This is a genomic window from Streptomyces sp. NPDC051913 (genome assembly GCF_044593635.1).
Lineage (GTDB): Bacteria > Actinomycetota > Actinomycetes > Streptomycetales > Streptomycetaceae > Streptomyces.
Genome location: NZ_JBIUCI010000005.1, coordinates 219348 through 244572, shown reverse-complemented (window position 1 = coordinate 244572; position 25225 = coordinate 219348). Strand labels below are relative to the sequence as shown.

The 25225-nt window shown below is 71.4% G+C and carries 20 protein-coding genes; 13 read left to right on the top strand and 7 right to left on the bottom strand.

Annotated elements, in window-relative coordinates; translation table 11 throughout:
* Positions 1-15 precede the first annotated feature (15 nt).
* Positions 16-1890 (top strand): AMP-dependent synthetase/ligase, encoded by a 1875-nt coding sequence (locus ACIHIX_RS17135; protein WP_399956162.1) that lies wholly within the window; start codon positions 16-18, stop codon positions 1888-1890.
* Positions 1891-1954: 64 nt separating this feature from the next.
* On the opposite strand, the gene ACIHIX_RS17130 is transcribed toward ACIHIX_RS17135, so the two are convergent.
* Both ACIHIX_RS17130 and ACIHIX_RS17125 read right to left on the bottom strand, forming a co-directional pair.
* Entirely contained in the window at positions 1955-2527 is a 573-nt protein-coding gene (locus tag ACIHIX_RS17130; RefSeq protein ID WP_399956159.1) for a two-component system response regulator, read from the bottom strand.
* A gap of 12 nt (positions 2528-2539) precedes the next feature.
* Positions 2540-6709 carry a HAMP domain-containing protein gene (locus ACIHIX_RS17125; RefSeq protein WP_399956156.1) on the bottom strand — a complete coding sequence of 1390 codons (4170 nt, stop codon included), beginning with the start codon at positions 6707-6709 and terminating at the stop codon, positions 2540-2542.
* Positions 6710-6811: 102 nt separating this feature from the next.
* Between ACIHIX_RS17125 and ACIHIX_RS17120 the strand changes: the two genes are divergently transcribed.
* Complete coding sequence (locus ACIHIX_RS17120) at positions 6812-8800, top strand: SpoIIE family protein phosphatase (protein WP_399956153.1); 1989 nt, start codon at positions 6812-6814, stop codon at positions 8798-8800.
* Positions 8801-8827: 27 nt separating this feature from the next.
* On the top strand, positions 8828-10060 hold the full coding sequence (gene hemW / locus ACIHIX_RS17115) for a radical SAM family heme chaperone HemW (protein WP_399956150.1): 1233 nt from the start codon (positions 8828-8830) through the stop codon (positions 10058-10060).
* 97 nt (positions 10061-10157) lie between these two features.
* Here hemW and ACIHIX_RS17110 read toward each other — a convergent pair whose 3' ends face one another.
* Both ACIHIX_RS17110 and ACIHIX_RS17105 read right to left on the bottom strand, forming a co-directional pair.
* On the bottom strand, positions 10158-10961 hold the full coding sequence (locus ACIHIX_RS17110) for a DUF3097 domain-containing protein (RefSeq protein WP_399956147.1): 804 nt from the start codon (positions 10959-10961) through the stop codon (positions 10158-10160).
* A 31-nt stretch (positions 10962-10992) separates the two neighbouring features.
* The gene (locus ACIHIX_RS17105; RefSeq protein WP_399956144.1) at positions 10993-11724 is read right to left on the bottom strand and encodes an MBL fold metallo-hydrolase; all 732 of its coding nucleotides are present in this window, start codon (positions 11722-11724) and stop codon (positions 10993-10995) included.
* Between the two features lie 163 nt (positions 11725-11887).
* Between ACIHIX_RS17105 and hrcA the strand changes: the two genes are divergently transcribed.
* The 5 genes from hrcA to ACIHIX_RS17080 all read left to right on the top strand — a co-directional run bounded on the left by hrcA (position 11888) and on the right by ACIHIX_RS17080 (position 16403).
* Positions 11888-12904 carry a heat-inducible transcriptional repressor HrcA gene (gene hrcA, locus ACIHIX_RS17100; RefSeq protein ID WP_399956142.1) on the top strand — a complete coding sequence of 339 codons (1017 nt, stop codon included), beginning with the start codon at positions 11888-11890 and terminating at the stop codon, positions 12902-12904.
* A complete protein-coding gene (dnaJ, locus tag ACIHIX_RS17095) occupies positions 12905-14041 on the top strand; it encodes a molecular chaperone DnaJ (RefSeq protein ID WP_399956141.1) in 1137 nt (378 codons plus the stop codon). It begins immediately after the preceding gene.
* 112 nt (positions 14042-14153) lie between these two features.
* The gene (locus ACIHIX_RS17090; protein WP_399956138.1) at positions 14154-15242 is read left to right on the top strand and encodes a nitronate monooxygenase; all 1089 of its coding nucleotides are present in this window, start codon (positions 14154-14156) and stop codon (positions 15240-15242) included.
* Entirely contained in the window at positions 15239-15988 is a 750-nt protein-coding gene (locus ACIHIX_RS17085; protein ID WP_399956135.1) for a 16S rRNA (uracil(1498)-N(3))-methyltransferase, read from the top strand. The genes ACIHIX_RS17090 and ACIHIX_RS17085 overlap by 4 nt, the downstream gene beginning before the upstream one ends.
* Positions 15989-16010: 22 nt before the next feature.
* Complete coding sequence (locus tag ACIHIX_RS17080; RefSeq protein WP_399956132.1) at positions 16011-16403, top strand: VOC family protein; 393 nt, start codon at positions 16011-16013, stop codon at positions 16401-16403.
* Here the strand turns inward: ACIHIX_RS17080 and ACIHIX_RS17075 are convergent.
* On the bottom strand, positions 16345-16767 hold the full coding sequence (locus ACIHIX_RS17075; RefSeq protein WP_399956129.1) for a hypothetical protein: 423 nt from the start codon (positions 16765-16767) through the stop codon (positions 16345-16347). The two genes, ACIHIX_RS17080 and ACIHIX_RS17075, sit on opposite strands and share 59 nt — an antisense overlap.
* 126 nt (positions 16768-16893) lie before the next feature.
* On the opposite strand from ACIHIX_RS17075, the gene ACIHIX_RS17070 reads away from it, so the two are divergent.
* Genes ACIHIX_RS17070 through ACIHIX_RS17050 form a run of 5 tightly spaced genes read left to right on the top strand, consistent with a single transcriptional unit; the run spans position 16894 to position 22952 of the window.
* The gene (locus ACIHIX_RS17070; RefSeq protein WP_399956126.1) at positions 16894-17412 is read left to right on the top strand and encodes a hypothetical protein; all 519 of its coding nucleotides are present in this window, start codon (positions 16894-16896) and stop codon (positions 17410-17412) included.
* A gap of 15 nt (positions 17413-17427) precedes the next feature.
* Positions 17428-20625: a S41 family peptidase gene (locus ACIHIX_RS17065; RefSeq protein ID WP_399956123.1), complete on the top strand. Its 3198-nt coding sequence runs from the start codon at positions 17428-17430 to the stop codon at positions 20623-20625.
* Positions 20626-20676: 51 nt separating this feature from the next.
* Positions 20677-21030 (top strand): histidine triad nucleotide-binding protein, encoded by a 354-nt coding sequence (locus ACIHIX_RS17060; RefSeq protein WP_399956120.1) that lies wholly within the window; start codon positions 20677-20679, stop codon positions 21028-21030.
* A 6-nt stretch (positions 21031-21036) separates the two neighbouring features.
* Entirely contained in the window at positions 21037-21942 is a 906-nt protein-coding gene (locus ACIHIX_RS17055) for a ribonuclease Z (protein WP_399956117.1), read from the top strand.
* A gap of 20 nt (positions 21943-21962) precedes the next feature.
* Positions 21963-22952: an adenosine deaminase gene (locus ACIHIX_RS17050; protein ID WP_399956114.1), complete on the top strand. Its 990-nt coding sequence runs from the start codon at positions 21963-21965 to the stop codon at positions 22950-22952.
* Between the two features lie 83 nt (positions 22953-23035).
* On the opposite strand, the gene ACIHIX_RS17045 is transcribed toward ACIHIX_RS17050, so the two are convergent.
* Both ACIHIX_RS17045 and ACIHIX_RS17040 read right to left on the bottom strand, forming a co-directional pair.
* Entirely contained in the window at positions 23036-24226 is a 1191-nt protein-coding gene (locus tag ACIHIX_RS17045; RefSeq protein WP_399956111.1) for an MFS transporter, read from the bottom strand.
* Positions 24227-24412: 186 nt separating this feature from the next.
* The gene (locus ACIHIX_RS17040) at positions 24413-25198 is read right to left on the bottom strand and encodes an IclR family transcriptional regulator (protein ID WP_399956108.1); all 786 of its coding nucleotides are present in this window, start codon (positions 25196-25198) and stop codon (positions 24413-24415) included.
* Positions 25199-25225: the final 27 nt, after the last annotated feature.

Sequence of the window (25225 nt, the reverse complement as noted above, 5' to 3'; positions counted from 1 at the left end):
GCCCCGGAGGATGTCGTGAGCGACACACAGACCCTGATCGAGAACCGTCCGCCGAGCGTGGCGACCCTCTTCCTTGAGCGCGTTGCGGCCACGCCGGACGCGGAGGCGTACCGCTACCCGGTGCCTCCGGCCTCCGGTGAGGGCCCCGACGAGTGGAAGTCGCTGAGCTGGGGGCAGACCGCCGAGCGGGTCTACGCGATCGCCGCCGGCCTGATCGAGCTCGGGGTGCAGCCCGAGCAGCGGGTCGCGCTGTCCTCCTCGACCCGGGTCGAGTGGATCCTCGCCGACCTGGGCATCCTGTGCGCCGGTGCCGCCACGACCACGGTGTATCCGCAGACCAACGCCGAGGAGTCGGCGTTCATCGTCTCCGACTCCGAGAGCCGCGTCCTGTTCGCGGAGAACGCCGAGCAGTTGGCCAAGGCGGTCGACAAGCGCGCCGAGCTGCCTGAGCTGACCCATGTCGTGGTCATCGACGCCGAGGGCGTGGAGACCGGCGACTGGGTGCTCACCCTGGCCGAGCTGGAGGCCCGGGGCGCGGCCCGCCTGGAGAAGGACCCCGACCTGATCAAGGAGAAGGTCGGCGCGATCACCAAGGACCAGCTGGCCACCCTCATCTACACCTCGGGCACCACGGGCCGCCCCAAGGGCGTCCGCCTCCCGCACGACAACTGGGCCTACATGGCCAAGGCCATCGCCGCGACCGGGCTGATCAGCGCCGAGGACGTGCAGTACCTCTGGCTGCCCCTCGCGCACGTCTTCGGCAAGGTCCTCACCTCCGGCCAGATCGAGGTCGGGCACGTCACCGCCGTCGACGGCCGCGTCGACAAGATCATCGAGAATCTGCCGGTCGTGCAGCCGACGTACATGGCCGCCGTTCCGCGCATCTTCGAGAAGGTCTACAACGGGGTCGCCGCGAAGGCCCGGGCGGGCGGCGGCGCCAAGTACAAGATCTTCCAGTGGGCCTCCCAGGTGGCCCGCGAGTACGCCAAGGCCAGCCAGGACAACTTCCGCCGCACCGGCACGGCGAGCGCGCCCTTCGGCCTCTCCGCCAAGCACAAGGTCGCCGACGCGCTGGTCTTCGCCAAGATCCGCGAGGCGTTCGGCGGGAACCTGCGCGCGTGTGTCTCCGGGTCGGCGGCGCTCTCGCCCGAGATCGGGTACTTCTTCGCCGGCGCCGGCATCCACATCCTGGAGGGCTACGGCCTCACGGAGTCCTCGGCGGCCTCCTTCGTGAACCCCGGCGAGGCGTACCGCACCGGCACGGTCGGCAAGCCGCTGCCCGGCACGGAGGTGCGCATCGCGGACGACGGCGAGATCCTGCTGCGCGGCCCCGGCATCATGGAGGGCTACCACGGGCTGCCCGAGAAGACCGCCGAGGTGCTGGAGAGCGACGGCTGGTTCCACACCGGGGACATCGGTGAGCTCTCGCCCGACGGGTACCTCCGGATCACCGACCGCAAGAAGGACCTCATCAAGACGTCCGGCGGCAAGTACATCGCGCCGGCCGAGGTCGAGGGTCAGTTCAAGGCGGTGTGCCCGTACGTCTCCAACATCCTCGTGCACGGTGCCGACCGGAACTTCTGCACGGCGCTGATCGCTCTCGACGAGGTCGCGATTCTGGGCTGGGCCGAGGAGAACGGGCTCGGTGGGAAGCCGTACGCGGAGGTCGTCGCCGATCCGGCCGCGGTGGCGCTTGTCGAGGGGTACGTCAAGGAACTCAACGGGGGGCTTCAGCGGTGGCAGACCATCAAGAAGTTCCGGTTGCTGCCTCGGGATCTCGATGTGGAGCATGGTGAGATCACGCCGAGTCTGAAGTTGAAGAGGCCGGTTGTGGAGCGGGAGTACAAGCATCTGATTGACGAGATGTACGCGGGTACTCGCGAGGCGTAGGCGGGTGCGGTGCGGGTGCGTGGGGGCTGGTCGCGCAGTTCCCCGCGCCCCCGAGAAAAAGCCTTTAGCCCCGGCCCCTGTTCAACAGTTGTCGTAGCTCCTGGATCCGGGTGCGCAGCGCCGCCCGGTCCGGGGGACCCTCGGTCTCCAACTCCGCCTCCAGCTCCGCCAGTCTGCTGCTCACCTCCCCGTAATCCGCCTGGTCCTGGGCCAGTAGCCGTTCCAGCTGCTGGTTCTTTCTGTGCAGGTCCAGGAAGACGCTGACCTTCGCCCTCAGGACCCAGGGGTCGAACGGCTTGGTCAGGTAGTCGGCCGCGCCGGTGGCGTAGCCGCGGAAGGCGTAGCCGGAGTCGTCCTCCGCGCCGGTCAGGAAGATGATCGGGACGTCCTTGGTCTGGTCGAGCCGTTTGATGTTCGCGGCGGTCTCGAAGCCGTCCATGCCCGGCATGCGGACGTCGAGCAGTACGAGGGCGAACTGCCGGCGCAGCAGCGCCTTCATCGCCTCCTCGCCCGAACGTGCCCGGACGAGCGGCTCGTTGAGGGACCCCAGGACGGCCTCCAGCGCGATCAGGTTGTCCTCCATGTCGTCGACCAGGAGGATGCTGGCGCGCTCGTCGGTCGTTGCCTCAGCGCTCATGGTGACTGTGCCTCATTCAGTCGTCGGCGGAACCGCCACGTCCTCTGTCGTGTCCGGTTCCTCTACGGCGGATTCCGCGGCGGGATCGGTCTCGTCCTCGTCCTCGCCCTCGGGGTCCAGGAGTGCGCAGACCACGGTCAGCAGCTGGTCGACGTCGACCGGTTTGGGTACGTAGTCGTTGGCGCCCCGCGCGATCGACTTCTCGCGGTCTCCCGGCATCGCCTTCGCGGTCAGCGCGACGATGGGCAGCCCCGTCCAGCGGGGGGTGCGGCGGATGGCGGCGATGGTCTCGTAGCCGTCCATCTCCGGCATCATGATGTCCATCAGGACGAGTTCGACGTCGGGGTTGCGTTCCAGCGTCTCGATGCCCTCGCGGCCGTTCTCGGCGTAGAGGACGGGCATGCCGACCCGGCCCAGGACATGGGTGAGGGCGAAGACGTTGCGGATGTCGTCGTCGACGATCAGCACCCGGCGCCCGGGGAGCACCTGGCCCGCCCGGCCCGACTTCCACGCCTCCAGTTTGGTCGGTGCGGGCCAGGCGTCGTCCACGTCGTGGGCGGCCGTGTAGGGCTCCGAGGAGTGCTGTTCCGGCACCGTCGGCAGGGAGCGGTCCTCGGGGACCGGGCCGGTCGCCGAGTGGCCGGGGCTGACGACGGGGACGTAGAGCGTGAAGGTGGAGCCCTTGCCGGGTTCGCTCTCGGCGACGATACGGCCGCCCAGCAGGCCGGCGATCTCCCGGCTGATGGACAGCCCGAGGCCGGTGCCGCCGTACTTGCGGTTGGTGGTGCCGTCGGCCTGCTGGAACGCCTCGAAGATCACCGGGAGTTTCTCGGCCGCGATGCCGATCCCGGTGTCGGTGACGGCGAACGCGATCACCTCGTCGCTCTCCCGGACGTACCTGCGCTCGGGGTCCTTGACCCGGTTCACCCGGAGCTCGACCCGGCCGCCCGCGGTGAACTTGATCGCGTTGGACAGCAGGTTGCGCAGGATCTGCTGGAGGCGCTGTTCGTCGGAGTACATCTCACGCGGTACGTCCTCGCCGACGGACACCTCGAAGGCGAGCCCCCGGTCGAGGGTGAGCGGGCGGAAGGTGGCGTGGACGTAGTCGAGGAGCTTGATCAGCGGGAGCTTCTTCGGGCGGACGTCCATCCGGCCCGCCTCGATCTTGGACAGGTCGAGGATGTCGTTGATGAGCTGGAGGAGATCCGAGCCCGAGCGGTGGATCGTCGTCGCGAACTGGACCTCCTGGTCCGACAGATGGCCGTCCGGGTTGTCGGAGAGCAGCCTCGCCAGGATCAGCAGGGAGTTCAGGGGGGTGCGGAGTTCGTGCGACATGTTCGCCAGGAACTCCGACTTGTACTGGGAGGAGGTGGCCAACAGGGCCGCCTTCTCCTCCAGTTCCGCGTTGGAACGCTGCAACTCCGCCTGCTGCTTCTGGAGTTCGTCCGAGCGTTCCTGGAGCTGCATCGCGAGGCGCTGGGACTCGCCGAGCAGGGACTCCGTGCGGGAGTTGGCGATGATGGTGTTGATCGCGACGCCGATGGTGTTCACGAACTGGTCGAAGAACGCCAGGTGGACGTCGGAGAAGCGGGAGAACGAGGCGAGTTCGATGACGCCGAGGAGCTTGTCCTCGAAGAGGATCGGGATGATCACGACGCTCGTGGGAGCCGCCTCGCCCAGACCGCTGTTGATCTTGATGTAGTCCGGCGGGGCCTCCTCGACGAGGATGCGCTTCTTCTCGCGGGCCGCCTGGCGGACCAGACCGTGCACGGGGAGGCCGCCGGTCTCCACGGTCGCGCCCTGGGCCGAGCCGTAGCCCGCGATGAACGCCAGTCCCTTTGCAGGAACGGTTGTGCGGATGGATGCGCCGTCCTCGTCCGGGTCGGCCAGGAAGAACGCCCCGTACTGGGCGTTCACCAGCGGCGTCAGCTCGCGCAGGATCAGGTCGGCGACCTCCATCAGGTCGCGGTGGCCCTGCATCAGCGCGGCGAGCCGGGCCAGGTTCGACTCAAGCCAGTCCTTCGCACGGGTCGTCTCGCGGAGGTTGGCCACCATCAGGTTGATGTTGTCCTTCAGCTCGGCGACCTCGCCCTGCGTCTCCACGGTGATCGAGCGGGACATGTCGCCCTGGGCCACCGCGGAGGCCACCTCGGCGATCGCGCGGACCTGGGTGGTGAGGTTCGACGCCAGCTCGTTCACATTGGTCGTCAGACGCTTCCAGGTGCCGTACACGCCCTCGACCCGTGCCTGGCCGCCGAGTTGGCCCTCGGAGCCGACCTCGCGGGCCACGCGGGTGACCTCGGAGGAGAAGGAGGACAGCGTGTCGACCATGGTGTTGATGGCGGTCTTCAGCTCCAGGATCTCGCCGCGCGCGTCCACGTCGATCTTCTTGGAGAGGTCGCCGTTGGCCACGGCGGTCGTCACCTGGGCGATGTTCCGCACCTGCGAGGTCAGGTTGTCGGCCATGTAGTTGACGTTGTCGGTCAGGTCACGCCAGACACCGGACACGCCCAGCACCTGTGCGCGACCGCCCAGCCGACCGTCGGTGCCGACCTCGCGGGCGACACGGGTGACCTCGTCGGCGAAGGCCCGTAGCTGCTCCACCATCGTGTTGACGGTGTCCTTCAGCTCCAGGATCTCGCCCCGGGCGTCGACCGTGATCTTCTTGGAGAGGTCGCCGTTGGCGACGGCGGTCGTCACCTGGGCGATGTTGCGGACCTGCGAAGTCAGGTTCAGCGCCATGAAGTTGACGTTGTCGGTGAGGTCCTTCCAGACGCCGCTCACGCCCCGCACCTGCGCCTGGCCGCCGAGGTTGCCTTCGGTGCCGACCTCGCGGGCGACGCGGGTGACCTCGTCGGCGAAGGCGGAGAGCTGGTCCACCATCGTGTTGATCGTGGACTTCAGCTCCAGGATCTCGCCCTTCGCCTCGACCGTGATCTTCTTGCCGAGGTCACCCTGGGCCACCGCGGTGGAGACCAGGGCGATGTTGCGGACCTGCGAGGTCAGGTTGTCGGCCATGAAGTTGACGTTGTCGGTGAGGTCCTTCCAGACGCCGCTCACGCCCCGCACCTGGGCCCGGCCGCCGAGGTTGCCTTCGGTGCCGACCTCGCGGGCGACGCGGGTGACCTCGTCGGCGAAGGCGGAGAGCTGGTCCACCATCGTGTTGATGGTCGACTTCAGTTCGAGGATCTCGCCCTGCGCGTCCACGGTGATCTTCTGCGACAGGTCGCCGTTGGCCACGGCGGTCGTCACCTGGGCGATGTTGCGGACCTGGGAAGTCAGGTTCGAAGCCATGAAGTTGACGTTGTCGGTGAGGTCCTTCCAGACGCCGCTCACGCCCCGCACCTGAGCGCGTCCGCCCAGCTGCCCCTCGGTGCCGACCTCGCGGGCGACGCGGGTGACCTCGTCGGCGAAGGCGGAGAGCTGGTCCACCATCGTGTTCACGGTCAGCTTCAGTTCCAGCAGCTCACCGGTGGCCTCGACGGTGACCGTGCGGGTCAGGTCGCCGCGGGCCACGGCCGTGGTCACCAGGGCGATGTCACGGACCTGCGCGGTCAGCCGGGAGGCCATGGTGTTGACCGCCTCGGTCACATCCCGCCAACTGCCGGACAGACCCGTCACCTTGGCCCGCCCGCCGAGCCGCCCCTCGGTGCCGACCTCTCGGGCGACCCGGGTCACCTCACCCGTGAACAGCGACAACTGGTCGACCATCTTGTTCACGGCCCGGCCGAGCCGGCGCAGATCGCCCCGCAACTGGCGGTTGCCGTCGTGCAGATCGACCCGCTGGGTCAGATCGCCGCCGGCCACCGCGTCGAGCACCCGGGTCGCGTTGGCGGCCGGGGCGACCAGGGCGTCCAGCAGCTGGTTCACATCGCTGACCCGGGAGGCCCAGGCGCCGGCACCGGGGCTCGGCGAGAGCCGCTCGTCCAGCCGGCCGTGCCGCACCAGCTCCCGCTTGACCCGCTGGACCTCCGTGGTGAAGTGGACGTTGCGGTCCACCAACTGGTTGAAGATCGCGGACAGCTCGGCCACGACGGGGCCGTGCCCCGTCTCCGGCACCTTCGAGAAGTGCCCGTCCCGCGCGGCCGTCATCGCGGCGAGCAGCGGACGCAGATCCGATGCTCGAATCTGGTCCTGATTCTGTCCGTCTTCGAGCACACGCGTAGCACTGTTCTCACTCATGGCGGCCCACTTCGGTAACTCGGCGCTTATGGGCGCAGCCAGTCTGTCACTCTGTCCGCATCGACTGAGGTGTATTCGTCCGAACTGCTCGGGGAGCTGGACATGGGGGCCATTCCGACGCAACGGGAGAGCGATCCCCGTGCCTCTGATGCGCCTGTGCCCGACGGCGTGCTCCCGTGCGCCCGGGCGCACGCGACCCTTTCCGGGAGCTCGCACGCGCCGGGCGCCGCCCGCGCACTGCTGCGCGCCGCGCTCGCCGAATGGGCCGAACTCGGCCTGCCCGGCGCCGAACAGCTCACCGATCGCCTCACCGACGACCTCACGATCGTGACCAGCGAACTCGTCACCAACGCGGTCGTCCACGCGGGCACCGACATCGCACTGGACTGCCGTATGGAGGCCACCGGCGCGGTCGTCGTGGAGGTCACCGACCACCACCCCTCACGCGCCCCGCGCGCCGGCGCGCCCGAACCTCCGTACGAGAGGAGCGAGTTCGCCACCGGCGCGCCGGAAAGCCACCCCGGCACACCGGAGTACGGCCGCGGCCTTCGCCTGGTCGCCGCCCTCGCCGAGTCCTGGGGGATCACGTACCGCACCGGCTCCAAGACCGTATGGGCCCGGCTCACCGACGACGGCTGCGCCGCCGTCGGCGACACCGACCCCTACCCGGGGGAGCGCGGTCTGCGGGTCGCCGAGATCCTCGCGCCCGAACCCCAGCGCGCCGAGCGCGACCGGGAGTGGCTCAACCGAGGCGCCCTGTCCTTCCTCGCCGAGGCCTCCGACCTGCTCGCCGGGCAGCTCGACGAGGACCTGGTGGCCGCGCTCGCCGGACAGCTGATCGTGCCGCGGCTGGCCGACTGGTGCGCGGTGTGGCTGGAGGACGAGCTCATGGGGCGCTGGGGCTCCCCGCGCGGGGCCGAGGCCGACGGCGCGGGCGGCGTCGGAGGCTGGGGCGCCGACGCGATCGCCGGGCCGGGGCCGCGGCTGGCCCGCGTCTGGCACGGCAGCGAGAACCTCATCGAAGACCTGCGCCGGGCCCTGGAGAAGGAGGCGCCGCGTCCTCCCGACCCGCCGCGCTCGGGGCCCGTCTCCTTCCCCTGGCCCGGCGAGGCGCTCGGCCCGCACGGCACCCACGGCGCGGCCCTCGCGTACCGCCTGATCGCCGGCGGCCGTCCGCTCGGCACGCTGGTCATCGGGCGGGCGGGCCTGCTGCGCTTCCCGGACGAGATCACCGGGCTCGTCGAGGACCTGGGCCGCCGGGTCGCCCTCGCCATCAGCGCCGCCCGCCAGTACGCCCGCCAGGCCACGATCAGCGCCGTCCTCCAGCGCGGACTGCTGCCCGGCGCCGTCGCCGAGATCCCCGGCGTGAGCAGCGCGCTCGTCTACGAGCCCTGCGACAAGGCGGGCCCCAGCGGCGACTTCTACGACCTCTTCCCGTCCGGCGACGGCCGCTGGTGCTTCGCCATCGGCGACGTCCAGGGCAAGGGGCCGGAGGCGGCCGTGGTGATCGGGCTGGCCCGGCCCTGGCTGCGGCTGCTGGCCCGCGAGGGGTACGAGGTCGCCGACGTCCTCGACCGCCTCAACCAGCTCCTCCTCGACGACGCCACCGAGGCCGCCGACGCCGCCGCCCGCGCCTTCGCCGGACCGGCCGGCCTCGCCGCGGCCGCCGACGGCCCGCAGACCCGCTTCCTGTCCCTCCTCTTCGGCCAGCTCGTGCCCTTCGACGGCGGCGTCCAGGTCACCCTCGCCTCCGCCGGCCACCCCCTGCCCCTGCTGCTGGGCCCGGACGGCGGGGTCCGCACGGTCGCCCAGCCGCAGACCCTCCTCGGGGTCGTCGAGGACGCCGTCTACACCAGCGAGGTCATCGAGCTGCGCCACGGCGACACCCTCCTGTGCGTCACCGACGGGGTGACCGAGCGGCGCAGCGGCTCCCGCCAGTTCGACGACGGCGACGGCCTCGCCGAGGCCCTCGCCGGCTGCGCGGGCCTGACCGCCCCGCTCATCGCCGAGCGCATCAAACGGCTGGTGCACGAATTCGGCGTACGACCGCCCGACGACGATCTTGCCCTGCTGGTGCTCCAGGCCGAGTAGCCGGCGGGGTACTGGACAATGGAAGGCATGCCTTCCGCACTCCCCGACGGCGAGCCCGTCCCCGACGACGGCGCACTCCCCGCGCACGCGCTCTCCGGAGCCGCCGAGCGCCCCCTCGGGTTCTATCTGCACGTCCCGTACTGCGCGACCCGCTGCGGGTACTGCGACTTCAACACCTACACCGCCACCGAGCTGCGCGGCAGCGGCGGTGTCCTCGCCTCCCGCGACAACTACGCGGACACCCTGATCGACGAGATCAGGCTCGCCCGGAAGGTGCTCGGGGACGACCCGCGTCCGGTCCGGACGGTGTTCGTCGGGGGCGGTACGCCGACACTGCTGGCCGCGGGTGATCTCGTACGGATGCTCGCGGCGATCCGCGACGAGTTCGGCCTCGCGCCGGACGCCGAGGTCACGACGGAGGCGAATCCGGAGTCGGTGGACCCGTCGTATCTGGCGACCCTGCGCGCGGGCGGCTTCAACCGGATCTCGTTCGGCATGCAGAGCGCGAAGCAGCATGTGCTGCGCGTGCTGGACCGGACCCATACGCCCGGGCGCCCCGAGGCGTGCGTGGCGGAGGCGCGGGCGGCGGGCTTCGAGCACGTCAACCTGGATCTGATCTACGGCACCCCGGGCGAGTCGGACGACGACTGGCGGGCGTCCCTGGACGCGGCGATCGGCGCGGGGCCGGACCACGTCAGCGCGTATGCGTTGATCGTGGAAGAGGGCACGCAGCTGGCCCGGCGGATCCGCCGCGGCGAGGTGCCGATGACCGACGACGACGTGCACGCGGACCGGTATCTGATCGCGGAGGACGCGTTCGCGGCGGCCGGCTTCGACTGGTACGAGGTGTCGAACTGGGCGACCTCCGAGGCCGGGCGGTGCCTCCACAACGAGCTGTACTGGCGGGGCGCGGACTGGTGGGGGGCCGGTCCTGGAGCGCACTCGCACGTGGGCGGGGTGCGGTGGTGGAACGTGAAGCATCCCGGCGCGTACGCGGCGGCGCTGGCTGCGGGGAGGTCGCCGGGGGCGGGGCGTGAGGTGTTGTCGGAGGAGGACCGGAGGGTCGAGCGGATTCTGCTGGAGCTGCGGCTGCGGGAAGGGGTGCCGCTTGATCTGCTCCGTGAGGAGGGTCTGCGAGCTGCTCGCCGGGCGCTGTCGGACGGGCTGCTGTGGCAGGAGTCGTACGACGAGGGGCGCGCGGTGCTGACGCTTCGGGGGCGGCTGCTGGCGGATGCGGTGGTGCGGGACCTGGTGGACTGAGAGGTCGTTGGGCGGGTGCGGGCCGGTGGGGGCTGGTCGCGCCCACGCGGCGGAGCCGCAAATAGACACAGCCCCGCGCCCCTTCAGGTGGGTCCAGTCAGGCCGTGACGAAATCGATCAGTTCTTCTACTCGGCCCAAGAGCTCCGGCTCCAGGTCCCTGTACGAGTTCACCCGCTTCAGGATCGCCTGCCATACCGCGCCCGTGTTCTCCGGCGGCCAGCCCAGTGCGCTGCACACGCCCTTCTTCCAGTCCTGGCCGTGGGGGACCCTGGGCCACGCCTCGATGCCCAGGGACGACGGTTTCACCGCCTCCCAGATGTCGATGTACGGGTGGCCTACGACCAGGGCGTGTTCGCTGGTCACCGAGGCCGCGATACGGGACTCCTTGCTGCCCGGCACCAGGTGGTCCACCAGGACGCCCAGGCGGGCGTCGGGGCCCGGGGCGAAGTCGGCCACGATCGCCGGGAGGTCGTCCACGCCCTCCAGGTACTCCACGACCACGCCCTCGATGCGCAGGTCGTCGCCCCAGACCTTCTCGACCAGCTCGGCGTCGTGCCGGCCCTCGACGTAGATGCGGCCGGCGCGGGCCACGCGCGCGCGAGCGCCGGGGACGGCGACCGAGCCGGAGGCCGTACGCGTGGGACGTACAGGAGCCGATGACGACGGGCGTACGAGCGTCACCACCCGCCCCTCCAGCAGGAAGCCCCGCGGCTCCAGCGGGAACACCCGGAGCTTGCCGAAGCGGTCCTCCAGGGTCACCGTGCCCGCCTCGCAGCGGATCACCGCGCCGCAGAAACCGGTGCCGGGCTCCTCGACCACCAGGCCGGGCTCGGCCGGGACCTCCGGGACGGGCTTCGGCTTCTTCCACGGCGGGGTCAGATCGGCGGAGTACTGGCGCATTCGGATGACGATAGGAGAAGCCGGGGTGCGGTCAGGGCGACACGCCGAAACGCCGCGCCAGGGCGTCGCGCTGTGCCCGGACGAACGCCGCGTCCACCACCGCTCCGTGACCGGGCACGTACAGCGCGTCCCCGCCGCCCAGGGCGAGGAGACGGTCAAGGGCGGCCGGCCAGTGCGACGGTACGGCGTCCGGGCCCGCCTGCGGATCACCGGACTCCTCGACCAGGTCGCCGCAGAACACCACCTCGGGCGAGCCCGGCACCAGCACCGCGAGATCGTGGGCGGTGTGCCCGGGGCCGACGTTGGCCAGCAGGACCTGCCGGCCGCCGCCCAGGTCGAGGGTCCACTCGCCGGAGACCAGATGGCGGGGGTGAGTGAGGGAGTCCACGGCCTCGTCGGCCCGCCCCGCCTCCAGGCCGTTGCGGATCGCGTCCGCGCGCAGCTCCGCGCGGGCCTGGGTCTGGCCGAGCAGCGTGTCCATGCCGACCGGCCCGAACACCTCCGCACCCGCGAACGCCGCCGCGCCGAAGACATGGTCGAAGTGGGGGTGGGTCAGCGCGAGATGAGTCACACGGTGCCCGGCGAGCGACTCCGCCTGAGCCCGCAGTCGCGCCCCCTCCGCGAGGCTCGACCCGGCGTCCACCAACAGGGCCGTCTCCGCCCCGACGACCAGGCCCGCCGTGCAGTCCCAGACCGGCAGCCGGCACCGGCCCACCCCGGCCGCGACCCGCTGCCACCCCAGCTCTTCCCAAGTCACCGTCATACCGCGACGCTAGCCGTACGAGCGGTTCACGAGCTGTCACACCCCGACCGACCTTGCCCGGGTGGCACCCCACCGCCGTACACTGGGCCGCGGGGAACGCTGGCACTCGGACGGACAGAGTGCCAGGCAGGGGCCTGGGGATCGACTTCTGGAGGTGTGCGCGATGCTGAGTGAACGCAGGCTTCAGGTGCTGCGCGCCATCGTCCAGGACTATGTGGGGACGGAGGAGCCCGTGGGCTCCAAGGCCCTCACCGAGCGGCACAGCCTCGGCGTCTCCCCGGCGACCGTGCGCAACGACATGGCCGCCCTGGAGGACGAGGGGTACATCGCCCAGCCGCACACCAGCGCCGGGCGCATCCCCACCGACAAGGGCTACCGGCTGTTCGTCGACAAGCTCGCGGGCGTCAAGCCCATGACCGCGCCCGAGCGGCGCGCGATCCAGAACTTCCTCGACGGCGCCGTCGACCTCGACGACGTGGTGGCCCGGACCGTGCGGCTGCTCGCGCAGCTCACCCGGCAGGTGGCGGTGGTGCAGTATCCGTCGCTGACCCGATCCACCGTGCGGCACGTGGAGCTGCTCTCGCTCGCCCCCGCACGGGTGATGCTCGTCCTGATCACCGACACGGGCCGGGTCGAGCAGCGCATGGTCGACTGCCCGGCGCCCTTCGGGGAGGCCTCGCTGGCCGATCTGCGGGCGCGGCTCAACAGCAGGGTCGCGGGGCGTCGGTTCACCGATGTGCCGCGGCTGGTCGAGGACCTGCCCGAGGGCTTCGACGTCGAGGATCGGGGTACGGTCGCGACAGTGCTCTCCACGCTGCTGGAGACACTGGTCGAGGAGAACGAGGAGCGGTTGATGATCGGCGGTACCGCCAATCTCACCCGTTTCGGACATGACTTCCCCCTCACCATCCGGCCGGTCCTGGAGGCACTGGAGGAGCAGGTCGTGCTCCTCAAGTTGCTTGGCGAGGCCGGGGATTCGGGCATGACCGTACGCATCGGTCACGAGAACGCCTATGAGGGACTCAACTCAACTTCGGTGGTGTCGGTCGGCTACGGTTCGGGCGGCGAGGCAGTAGCCAAGCTCGGCGTGGTCGGACCGACCCGCATGGATTACCCGGGAACGATGGGAGCGGTACGAGCGGTGGCACGGTACGTCGGACAGATCCTGGCGGAGTCGTAAGTGGCCACGGACTACTACGCCGTTCTCGGCGTGCGCCGCGACGCGTCGCAGGATGAGATCAAGAAGGCGTTCCGTCGGCTCGCACGCGAGCTGCACCCGGACGTCAACCCGGATCCGAAGACCCAGGAGCGGTTCAAGGAGATCAACGCCGCTTACGAGGTGCTGTCGGACCCGCAGAAGAAGCAGGTCTACGACCTCGGCGGCGACCCGCTGTCCCAGGCGGGTGGCGGGGGCGCGGGCGGCTTCGGCGCCGGCGGCTTCGGGAACTTCTCGGACATCATGGACGCGTTCTTCGGTACGGCGTCCCAGCGCGGTCCGCGCTCGCGCACCCGGCGCGGCCAGGACGCGATGATCCGGCTGGAGATCGAGCTCGACGAGGCGGCCTTCGGCACCACGAAGGACATCCAGGTCGACACGGCCATCGTCTGCAACACCTGCAACGGTGAGGGCGCGGCGCCGGGAACCTCGGCCCAGACATGTGACATGTGCCGTGGGCGCGGTGAGGTCTCGCAGGTGACGCGGTCCTTCCTGGGCCAGGTCATGACCTCGCGTCCGTGCCCGCAGTGCCAGGGGTTCGGCACGGTGGTTCCGACGCCGTGTCCCGAGTGCGCCGGTGACGGCCGGATCCGCTCCCGTCGCACGCTGACCGTGAAGATCCCGGCCGGTGTGGACAACGGCACGCGGATCCAGCTCGCGGGTGAGGGCGAGGTCGGGCCCGGCGGCGGTCCCGCCGGTGACCTGTACGTCGAGATCCACGAGCTGCCGCACGCGATGTTCCAGCGGCGCGGTGACGATCTGCACTGCACGGTGACGATTCCGATGACGGCGGCGGCGCTCGGTACGAAGGTGCCGCTGGAGACGCTGGACGGGCTGGAGGAGGTCGACATCCGGCCGGGCACCCAGTCCGGGCAGTCGATCCCGCTGCACGGGCGCGGTGTCACGCATCTGCGGGGCGGCGGCCGGGGCGATCTCATCGTGCACGTCGAGGTGCAGACCCCGAACAAGCTGGACCCGGAGCAGGAGCGCGTGCTGCGCGAGCTGGCCAAGCTGAGAGGCGAGGAGCGGCCCCAGGGGCAGTTCCAGCCGGGTCAGCAGGGACTGTTCTCGCGGTTGAAGGATGCGTTCAACGGTCGCTGAGGTGGGCTGGGCGTCGGTGGTGAAAGCCGCTCGGCGCCCAGTGGCGTCAGTGGACTATGCCAGGTGGAAGGCTGGATTCGGACTTGTTCGGGGGACGTGACAACATGCGGGCATGTCCTCCGCGCTGACCGATCTCTTCCCCTATCCGATCGTGCAGGCCCCCATGGCGGGCGGGGTCTCCGTGCCGCGGCTGGCCGCGGCCGTGTCCGACGCCGGGGGGCTCGGGTTCCTCGCCGCCGGGTACAAGACGGCCGACGGCATGTACCAGGAGATCAAGCAGCTGCGCGGGCTCACCGGACGGCCCTTCGGCGTCAATCTGTTCATGCCGCAGCCCGAGTACGCGGACCCGGCCGCCGTGGATGTCTACTCGCACCAGCTGGCCGGGGAAGCCGCCTGGTACGAGACCGAGCTCGGTGATCCCGACAGCGGGCGGGACGACGGATACGACGCCAAGCTCGCCGTACTCCTCGACAACCCCGTACCCGTCGTCTCCTTCCACTTCGGGGTGCCGGGCGGCGAGGTGCTGGAGGCGCTGCGGAGGGCCGGGACCTTCACGCTCGTCACCGCGACCACCCCGGACGAGGCCCTCGCCGTGCAGCGGGCCGGGGCCGACGCGGTGATCGCGCAGGGCATCGAGGCCGGCGGACACCAGGGCACCCACCGGGACGTCCCCGAGACCGACGGCGCCGGGCTCGGCCTGCTCTCGCTGGTCGGACAGATCCGGGAAACCGTGGGGATCCCCGTCGTCGCCGCCGGCGGCCTCATGCGCGGCAGCCAGATCGCCGCCGTCCTCGCCGCGGGCGCCAGTGCCGCCCAGCTCGGCACCGCCTTCCTCGCCACCTCCGAGTCCGGCGCCGCCGATCTCCACAAGCAGGCGCTGACCAACCCCCTCTTCGTACGCACCGAACTGACCCGCGCCTTCTCCGGCCGGCCGGCCCGCGGGCTCGTCAACCGGTTCCTGCGCGAGCACGGCCCGTACGCCCCCGCCGCCTACCCCGAGGTCCACCACCTCACCTCCCCCCTGCGCAAGGCCGCCGCCAAGGCCGGTGACCCGCAGGGCATGGCGCTGTGGGCGGGACAGGGGCACCGGATGGCCCGCCCGCTGCCCGCCGGGCAGCTCGTGGAGGTGCTGGCCGCCGAACTCGCCGACGCCACGACAGCGTTGTCCGGATTCCGGAACGCCGGAGGTGACCCGCGATGACCGCTCCCGTTTTCGTGGTCGAGCACTTCGACGCCGGTGGCGGCGGCCACTACGTCCTCGACGGACCCGAGGGACGGCACGCCGTCTCCGTGAAGCGTCTCCAGCCCGGCGAGGACGTCATCCTCACCGACGGCGCGGGCCGCTGGGCCGACTGCGTCGTGCTCGCCACCGAGGGCAAGGACCGGCTGATCGTCCAGTTGGACGGCGTCAGCGAGGAACCGGTGGCGCAACCGCGCATCACCGTCGTCCAGGCCCTCCCCAAGGGCGACCGCGGTGAACTCGCCGTCGAGACCATGACCGAGGTCGGCGTCGACGCCGTCGTGCCCTGGCAGGCGGCCCGCTGCATCACCCAGTGGAAGGGCGACCGCGGGCTGAAGGCGCTCGGCAAGTGGCGGGCCACCGCCCGCGAGGCCGGCAAGCAGTCCCGCCGCGTCCGCTTCCCCGAGGTCGCGGACCTGGCCACGACCAAGCAGGTCGCCGCGCTGCTCGCCCGCGCCGACTTCGCCGCCGTGCTCCACTCCGACTTCGAGCGCGGCAGTCAGGCGCTCGCCACCGCCGAACTCCCCGACGAGGGTGAGATCGTCCTCGTCGTCGGCCCCGAAGGGGGCGTCGCCAAGGACGAGTTGGCGCTCTTCGAGGAGGCCGGTGCGAAGGCGTACGTGCTGGGCCCTACCGTGTTGCGTACGTCGACCGCCGGGACGGCGGCCGCGGCCCTGCTCCTCGGCCGCACCGGCCGCTGGTCCTGACCGATCCTCCGGGGGAAACACCGTGGAACTCGCCCAAGTACGGCTTCTCGTCACCGACTTCGCCGCCTGCTACCGCTTCTACGCCGAAGTCCTCGGTCTGAAGCCGCAGTCGGGGGCGACCGAGGGACCGTACGAGAAGTTCAGCCCCTCCACCGGGGCGGCCGGCATCGCCCTCCAGGACCGGGCCATGATGGCGGGCGTTCTCGGCGAGTTGGGCGACGACGCCACCGGGCACCGGTCGTTGGTGGTGCTGCGCGTCGACGACCTGGACTCCTACTGCGAGCAGATCGCCGGGCGGGGCGCCGTCCTGCTGCACGGCCCCGCCCCCATGACCGACCGGATGCGGGTCGCCCACCTCAAGGACCCGGAGGGGAACCTGGTGGAGCTCCAGGAGTGGCTGCTGCTGCGCGCTTGAGATCGACGGCCTCGGCGACGGCGTAGAAGAACTCCCAGCCGTCCAACTCCCCCTCACCGGACGGCATCAGACCGCGCCGCGTCGCCTCGTCGAGCAGGGCGCGTACGACACCCGGCTCACGCAGGTTGATCCCCGCGCCCTGGCCGTCCATCGCCCAGCCCTGGAACCAGGGGTGGCCTTCGGAGAGGTACCGGCCCGAGCCCGCCTCGCCCGGCAGGAACACGAACCGGGTACGTCGGCCACCGCGGTGCAGGGTGACGACGTCCCGCCAGACGCCGTCGGCGCCCTTCCTCTGACGGAAGTTCCACAGATACGTCGTCTGCTCGTCGACGACGAGACGGCGGAGCCGGCGGTCTTTGCGCATGGCGTCACGCTAGGCGGGCGGACGGTGTCCGGTCTCCGGGTTTTCCGCGAGGGCTTCACTCGAATGTGGGACGAGTGTCCGTATGCGGCCTACCGCGGCGGGCGGGACAGTGGGAAGCTGCCCTCCATGGGGGTATTGAGGAGGATTTGGCGGCACCGGGGCCGACGTATCGGCGCGGTGGCCGCGCTTGTCGTGGTGACCGTCGGTGGGGCCGTCGCCTGTGATCCCGCGGGGCTTAGTTCCGCGTCCGTGGCGTACACCACCGACCAGACCGTCACCAAGGAGCTGGAGCGGCAGCACGCCAAGGTGCAGTGGCTCACCTGCCAGGCCTCCTACGGCAACCGCCCCACCCCGACCGCGACCGAGAACGCCGTCGCCGAGGTGCACTGCACCGGCGAGACCAACGACGGCAAGGACATCAAGGCCGACGGGAAGATCACGCGGGTCGTCAACGGGCAGTGTGTGCGCGGGGAGCTGACCGCGAAGATCGACGGGAAGCAGTGGTTCCAGGTGAACGGGCTGGGCAACTGCAACGCCACTCCCGAGCCCGCCGACAACAACCCCGGTGCCACGGTCACCGTCACCGTCACGGAGACCGTGTGGTGCGACAAGTACCCGGACTGCCGCCCGGTGCAGGGCAAATGACCTTAGGGTGATCGGGTGACCCAGCCCGTGACGCCCGCGTATCTCCGATACCCGCACCTGACCGGCGACTTGGTGGCCTTCACCGCCGAGGACGACGTGTGGATCGCGCCCCTCGACGGCGGCCGGGCCTGGCGGGTCAGCACCGACAACGTGCCGGTCTCCACGCCGCGTGTCTCACCCGACGGCACGACCGTCGCCTGGACCTCGACGCGCAACGGGGCACCCGAGGTGCACATCGCGCCGGTCGACGGCGGGCCCGCGAAACGGCTCACCCACTGGGGGAGTTGGCGGACCCAGGTGCGCGGCTGGACCCCGGACGGGGAGGTCCTCGCCCTCACCACCCACGGCCAGGCCAGCCTGCGCCGCTCCTGGGCGCACGCGGTGCCGCTCGACGGCGGGCCGTCCACCGTCCTGCCGTACGGCCCGGTCGGCGCCGTCGCCCAAGGGCCGTCCACCGTGCTGCTGTCGGCGCCCATGGGGCGGGAGGCGGCCTGGTGGAAGCGGTACCGGGGCGGCACCGCGGGCAAGTTGTGGATCGACGACGGAGGCGACGGGGAGTTCGTACGGCTGCATGAGGAGCTCGACGGGAACATCGAGTTCCCGGTGTGGGCGGGGGAGCGGATCGCGTTTCTCTCCGACCACGAGGGTGTGGGGGCGCTCTACTCCTCCCTAGCCGACGGGAGCGATCTGCGCCGGCACACACCGGTCGACGGCTTCTACGCCCGGCACGCGGCCGGGGACGGCACCCGGGTCGTCTACGCCTCGGCCGGTGAGCTGTGGGTCCTCGACGACCTGGACGGGGCGGAGCCGCGCCGGCTGGACATCCGGCTCGGCGGGTCGCGGGCCGACCTCCAGCCGTACACCCTGAACGCCTCCCGCTGGGTCGAGTCGGCCTCCCCCGACCACACCGCGCGCGGCAGTGCCGTCTGTGTGCGCGGTGCCGTGCACTGGGTCACCCACCGCTCCGGTCCGGCCCGTGCGCTCGCCGCGCGGCCCGGTGTGCGGTCCCGGCTGCCGCAGGCCTTCCGGGCCGACGGCGAGGAGTGGGTGGTGTGGGTGACGGACGCCGAGGGCGACGACGCCCTGGAGTTCGGGCCCGCCACCGGCCTCGCCCCCGGCGCCACCCCGCGCCGGCTCGCCGCCGGACAGCTCGGCCGGGTCCTCGACCTGACGATGGCGCCCGACGGCAGCCGGGCCGCCGTCGCCTCGCACGACGGGCGCGTCCTCCTCGTGGAGCGCGAGACCGGCGAGGTCCGCGAGGTCGACCGCAGCGAGGACGGCGACGCCTCCGGGCTGGTCTTCTCCCCCGACTCCGCCTGGCTCGCCTGGTCCCACCCCGGCCCGCGCCCGCTGTGCCAGCTCCGCCTCGCCAACACCACCGACCTGTCGGTCACCGAGGCGACCCCGCTGCGCTTCCAGGACTACGCCCCCGCGTTCACCCTCGACGGCAAGCACCTGGCGTTCCTCTCCACCCGCTCCTTCGACCCGGTCTACGACGAGCACGTCTTCGACCTGGCCTTCGTGGAGGGCGCCCGCCCGCACCTCATCACCCTCGCCGCGACCACGCCCTCGCCCTTCGGCCCGCAGCGCCACGGCCGACCCTTCGACGCGCCCGACAAGGACGAGACCCCCGACAGCGAGGGCACCCCCGCCACCCGCATCGACCTCGACGGGCTCGCCGACCGGATCGTGCCGTTCCCGGTGGAGGCCGCCCGCTACTCCGACCTGCGCACCGCCAAGGACGGCGTCCTGTGGCTGCGCCACCCGGTGCGCGGGGTGCTGGGCGCCTCCCGGGCCACGCCCGACGCCCCGGACCCCAAGACCGAGCTGGAGCGCTTCGACCTCGTCCAGCAGCGCATCGAGCATCTGGCCGCCGACGCCGACCACTTCGCCGTCAGCGGCGACGGCAAACGGGTCCTGCTGTGGACCGACGGCCGGATCAAGGTCGTACCGAGCGACCGTCGCGCCTCGAACGACGACGACAGCGACACCAACATCACCGTCGACCTCTCCCGTGTCCGCCAGACGATCGACCCGGCGGCCGAGTGGCGGCAGATGTACGACGAGACGGGCCGCCTCCTGCGCGACCACTTCTGGCTCCCCGACCTCGGCGGCGCCGACTGGGACGGCGTCCTCGACCGCTACCGCCCCGTCCTCGACCGCGTCGCCACCCACGACGACCTGGTCGACCTCCTGTGGGAGGTCCAGGGCGAGTTGGGCACCTCGCACGCCTACGTGGTCCCGCGCGGCGGCCACGGCAACGGCGCCCGGCAGGGTCTGCTCGGTGCCGACATCTCCCGGCACGAGGGCGGCAGTTGGCGCATCGACCGCATCCTTCCCTCGGAGACCTCCGACCCCGACGCCCGTTCCCCGCTCGCCGCCCCCGGCGTCGCGGTCCGCGCCGGGGACGCGATCGTCGCGGTCGCCGGACGACCGGTCGACCCGGTGACGGGCCCGGGGCCGCTGCTCGTCGGCACGGCGGGCAAGCCGATCGAGCTGACGATCTCGCCGGCGGGCGGCGGAGACGTACGGCACGCGGTCGTCGTCCCGGTCGCCGACGAGGAGCCGCTGCGCTACCACGCCTGGGTGAGCGACCGCCGGGCCTACGTCCACGAGCGCTCCGCCGGCCGCCTCGGCTACCTCCACGTCCCCGACATGCAGGCCCCCGGCTGGGCCCAGATCCATCGCGACCTGCGTGTCGAGGTGGCCCGCGAGGGCCTGGTCGTCGACGTCCGAGAGAACCGCGGCGGCCACACCTCCCAGCTGGTGGTGGAGAAACTGGCCCGCCGGATCGTCGGCTGGGCCCGCCCCCGCGGCATGCGCGCCTACAGCTACCCCCAGGACGCCCCGCGCGGCCCGGTGGTGGCCGTCGCCAACGAGTTCTCCGGCTCCGACGGCGACATCGTCAACGCGGCCATCAAGGCCCTCGGCATCGGTCCGGTCGTCGGCACGCGCACCTGGGGCGGGGTGATCGGCATCGACAGCCGCTACCACCTCGTCGACGACACGCTCGTCACCCAGCCCAAGTACGCGTTCTGGCTGGAGGGTTACGAGTGGGGCGTGGAGAACCACGGCGTGGACCCGGACGTGGAGGTCCTCCAGCGCCCGCAGGACCACGCGGCCGGCCGGGACCCCCAACTGGACGAGGCGATCAGGCTGGCGCTGGAGGCGCTGGAGGGGACTCCGGCGAAGGTGCCTCCGTCGCTTCCCTGACCTGCTCGATACGATGCCCCGAGACATCGGCGACAGGGCGAGAGGACGAACATGCCAGGGGAGCCGCAGGCGGACTGCCTGTTCTGCAAGATCGTCGAGGGTCACATCCCGGCGACCATCGTCCGTGAGTCGGACACCACCGTCGCCTTCCGGGACATCAACCCCCAGGCGCCCACGCACGTCCTGGTCATCCCCAAGGTCCACTACGAGAACGCCGCAGCACTCGCCGCCGCGGAGCCCGTCATCGCCGCCGACGTGCTGCGCGAGGCGCAGACCGTCGCCGACGAGGAGAAGCTGGAGAGCTACCGCATCGTCTTCAACACGGGCGCCGGCGCGGGCCAGACCGTCTGGCACGCCCACGCGCACGTCCTCGGTGGCCGCGGCCTCGCCTGGCCCCCCGGGTAAGTCACCGTGTCCGTACGTGAATTGGTGGTCCTCGGCACCGCCAGCCAGGTCCCCACCCGGCACCGCAACCACAACGGCTACCTCCTGCGCTGGGACGGCGAGGGCATCCTCTTCGACCCGGGCGAGGGCACCCAGCGCCAGATGCTGCGCGCCGGGGTCGCCGCGCACGACCTGAACCGGATCTGCGTCACCCACTTCCACGGCGACCACTCCCTCGGTCTCGCGGGCGTCCTCCAGCGCATCAACCTCGACCGCGTCCCGCACGAGATCACCGCCCACTACCCGAAGTCGGGGCAGCGCTTCTTCGACCGACTGCGGTACGCGACGGCGTACCGGGAGACGGTCGGGATCACCGAGGCGCCGGTGAGCGCGGACGGCGTGCTGGCCGTGGCTTCTTCCTATGCGCTGGAGGCGCGCAAACTCTCCCACCCCGTCGAGTCGTACGGCTACCGCCTCGTGGAACCCGACGGCCGCCGTATGCTGCCCGACCGTCTCGCCGCGCACGGCATCAAGGGCCCGGACGTAGGACGCATCCAGCGCGAGGGTGCGGTGGGCGGTGTGGCGCTGGCGGACGTCAGCGAGGTCCGGCGCGGGCAGCGGTTCGCGTTCGTCATGGACACCCGGCTGTGCGACGGCGTCCACGCGCTCGCCGACGGCTGCGACATGCTCGTCATCGAGTCGACGTTCCTCGACGAGGACACACACCTCGCGGTCGAGCACGGCCACCTCACCGCCGGGCAGGCCGCGACGGTCGCCCGGGACGCCGGCGTACGGCATCTCGTCCTCACCCACTTCAGCCAGCGCTACACCGACCCCGACGAGTTCGAACGGCAGGCGCGGGCGGCCGGGTTCGAGGGGGAGCTGACGGTGGCGCACGACCTGCTGCGGGTGCCGGTTCCGAAACGGCGGTAAAGCGGTCGTACGATGCTTTGATGCCCCTCCCCAAAGCTGAACTGCACCTGCACATCGAAGGCACGCTGGAGCCCGAGCTGGCGTTTGAGCTGGCCGCGCGCAACGGCGTCGAGCTGCCGTACGCGGACACCGAAGAGCTGCGCAAGGCGTACGACTTCGACGACCTCCAGTCGTTCCTGAACCTGTACTACGAGCTCATGGCCGTGCTCCGCACCGAGCGCGACTTCGAGGACCTGGCGAACGCCTATCTCGCCCGCGCCGCCGCGCAGGGCGTGCGGCACGCGGAGATCTTCTTCGATCCGCAGGCGCACCTCGCGCGCGGTGTGGGCATGGGCACGGTGGTGGACGGGTTGTGGCGGGCGCTCGGTGAGAGCGAGGCGCGGCACGGTGTCTCCACGCAGCTGATCATGTGCTTCCTGCGGGACGAGTCCGCCGAGTCGGCCCTGGAGACGCTGGAGGCCGCGAAGCCGTACCTCGACCGGATCGTCGGCGTCGGGCTCGACTCCGCCGAGGTCGGGCATCCGCCGGTGAAGTTCCGCGAGGTGTACGAGGCCGCCGCCGCGCTGGGGTTGCGGCGGGTCGCCCATGCGGGGGAGGAGGGGCCGCCGGAGTACATCACCGAGGCGCTGGACGTGCTCGGGGTGGAGCGGATCGACCATGGGCTGCGGTGCATGGAGGATGCGGAGCTGGTGGAGCGGCTCGTGCGGGAGCGGGTGCCGTTGACCTTGTGTCCGCTGTCGAATGTGCGGCTGCGGACGGTCGACGTGCTCGGCGATCATCCGTTGCCGGCGATGTTGGACGCCGGTCTGTTGTGCACCGTGAACTCTGACGACCCTGCCTATTTCGGGGGGTATGTGGGGGACAACTTTGATGCGGTGGGGTCCGCGTTGGGGTTGGGGGAGGAGCGGTTGCGGGAGCTGGCCCGGAACTCGTTCGTGGCGAGTTTTCTTGAGCATGACGAGGAGCGGCGGGCTCGGTATCTCGCGGAGGTTGAGGCGTATCGGTTTTGACGGTCGGCTGCGGGGCGGTGGGGGCTGGTCGCGCCCACGCGGCGGAGCCGCAAATCGATGCAGCCCCGCGCCCCTAAAAGCCTTTACGCAGCCGTTGCTCTGTCGTAGACCGGCGTCTCCACCGGTACCTCCACCACCGGCAGGGGGCGCCTGCCCGCGCCCAGCGCCACCGCCGTCATCGGGGCGGCGATCAGGAGGAGGCCCGCGGCCAGCACCCAGCCCATCGCCGCGAAGCCCGCCTGCGCCGACAGCAGGCTTCCCGCCAACGGGCCCGCCGCCGTGCCCAGGGACGACGCCGAGCCGACCAGGACCGCCCAGCGGCCTCGTGGGTCGAGGGAGGCGGCGAGGCCGATGACGTACGACAGGACGATCGGGTAGAGCGTGTTCCAGGCGATCTCGCCGGTCGCGAACGTGGTGAGGTCGGTCGCGGAGGCGCTCAGGGCGATGCAGGCGGCGATGAGGGCCGTGCTGGCGCCGATGGGGAGGGCCCTGCCGAGGCGGGGGCCGAGGGCGCCCGCGCCGATGACGCCGAGCAGTCCGGCGCCGAGGGCGATCGCGAAGACCGCGCCGACCGTGGCCTCGGTGAGGTGGGCCTGGTCGAGGCCGATGCGGCCGCTGACGCCCCAGAGGGAGTTCTGGGCGAGGGACCAGCACGGGAGGGTGAGGGCGAGGAGCAGTCCGGCGCGCCGGTGCGGGAGGGGGCTCTTGGGCTGGTGCCGGGTGCGGCGGGGGGCCGTGGACGCGGAGAGGCGGGCGGTCAGGGGCCAGACCGCCAGTGCGGTGAGGGCGATCGCCGCCAGGGGCTGGCCGTGGCCCGGGCCGAGGTGCGGGACCGTCAGATAGACGGCGCCGGCGAGCGCGGAGACGCCCAGCAGACCGAACGTGGTGGTGCGGTGCGGGTCGGGCTGGGCGGCGATCCCGGTGGCGGCCACCGCGGTCGCCGTACCGGAGCCGAAGCCGCCGACCAGGACGCCCGCGATGACGGCGGGGACGGTGTGGGTGAGGGCGGCGCCGCCGTAGCCGAGGACGGCGAGGACGAGGCCGATGCGGGCCAGGAGGCGGGGGCCGATCCGGTCGACCCGGGAGGCGAGCAGGAAGCCCGCCGCGGCCGAACTCAGCAGCAGCGCACTGCCGACGGCGCCCGCCTGGGTGGCGGAGAGGGGCAGTCCCGAGTCGAGCCTGCCGACGGTGGTCGGGAGGAGGTACGGGGCGAGGTACCCGGCCGTGAAAAGGGCAATCAGGGGCCAGGGCGTGGTGGAGCGGGGGGCGGACACGGGCGTTCCCAGGGCATGCGGAAGAAGCGGTTCAGGAAAGGGGGTTGGGCGACGACCGTCGACGGACAGGAACGCGCGGGAAATTTGTATCAAGCACGCGGTTCGAGAAGAAGAGCGGGGGGTGTGATGTGGGGCACGTCGTGTTTGGGGTGGGGGAGGGCGGGTAGACGAGCCGATTTCTGTGGCTCAGCGCCAGTGGACCGCCGCGCCGCTCGCCGCCGGTACCGTCGCCTCGATCTTGGCCCTGACCTCCCGCATCACCACGACGATCCGTTCCTCGTGCGACGGCGTCAGGCGGGCCACCGGCACCGAACAGCTGACGGCGTCCTGGGCGGGGGAGTCGTAGCGCAGGGCGAAGCCGAAACCGACGATGCCGAGGACGCCCTCCTCGCGGTCGATGGAGTAGCCGCGGGCCCGCGTCCCGGCCAGGTCCGCCGCCAGTTCCTCGCGGGTCGTGCGGGTGTGGGGCGTGAGTGCCTCGTACGGGCCCTCGGGCAGCTCCGTGTCGCCGCGCTCGGCCAGCAGGGCCTTGCCCAGGGCGCCGGCGTGGGCGGGCAGGCGGCGGCCGACGCGGCTGATGGTGCGCAGGTACTCGTGGGACTCGCGGGTCGCCAGATAGGCCACGTCCCGGCCGTCGAGCCGGCCCATGTGGATCGTCTCGCCCAACGCCTGGGACGCCTCGTCGAGATACGGCCGTACGACCCGGACGCGCGGGTCGGTGTCGAGGTAGCTGGTGCCGGTCAGCAGGGCGTGGATGCCGATGCCGTAGAGGGAGCCGGTGATGTCGGTGCGGACCCAGCCGCGCGAGATCAGGGTCTGGAGGAGGGCGTACATGGAGCTGCGGGGGACCTGGAGCTCGTCCGCCAGCTCTTGCAGCCGTGCCGGGCGGTCCCCGCGCGCGGCCAGCACTTCCAGCAGCTCGACCGTGCGCGCGGCCGACTTCACCTCGCGGACGCCCCCTGTCTCTGACATGTGCCGATCGTAATCCGGCGGGGCGGC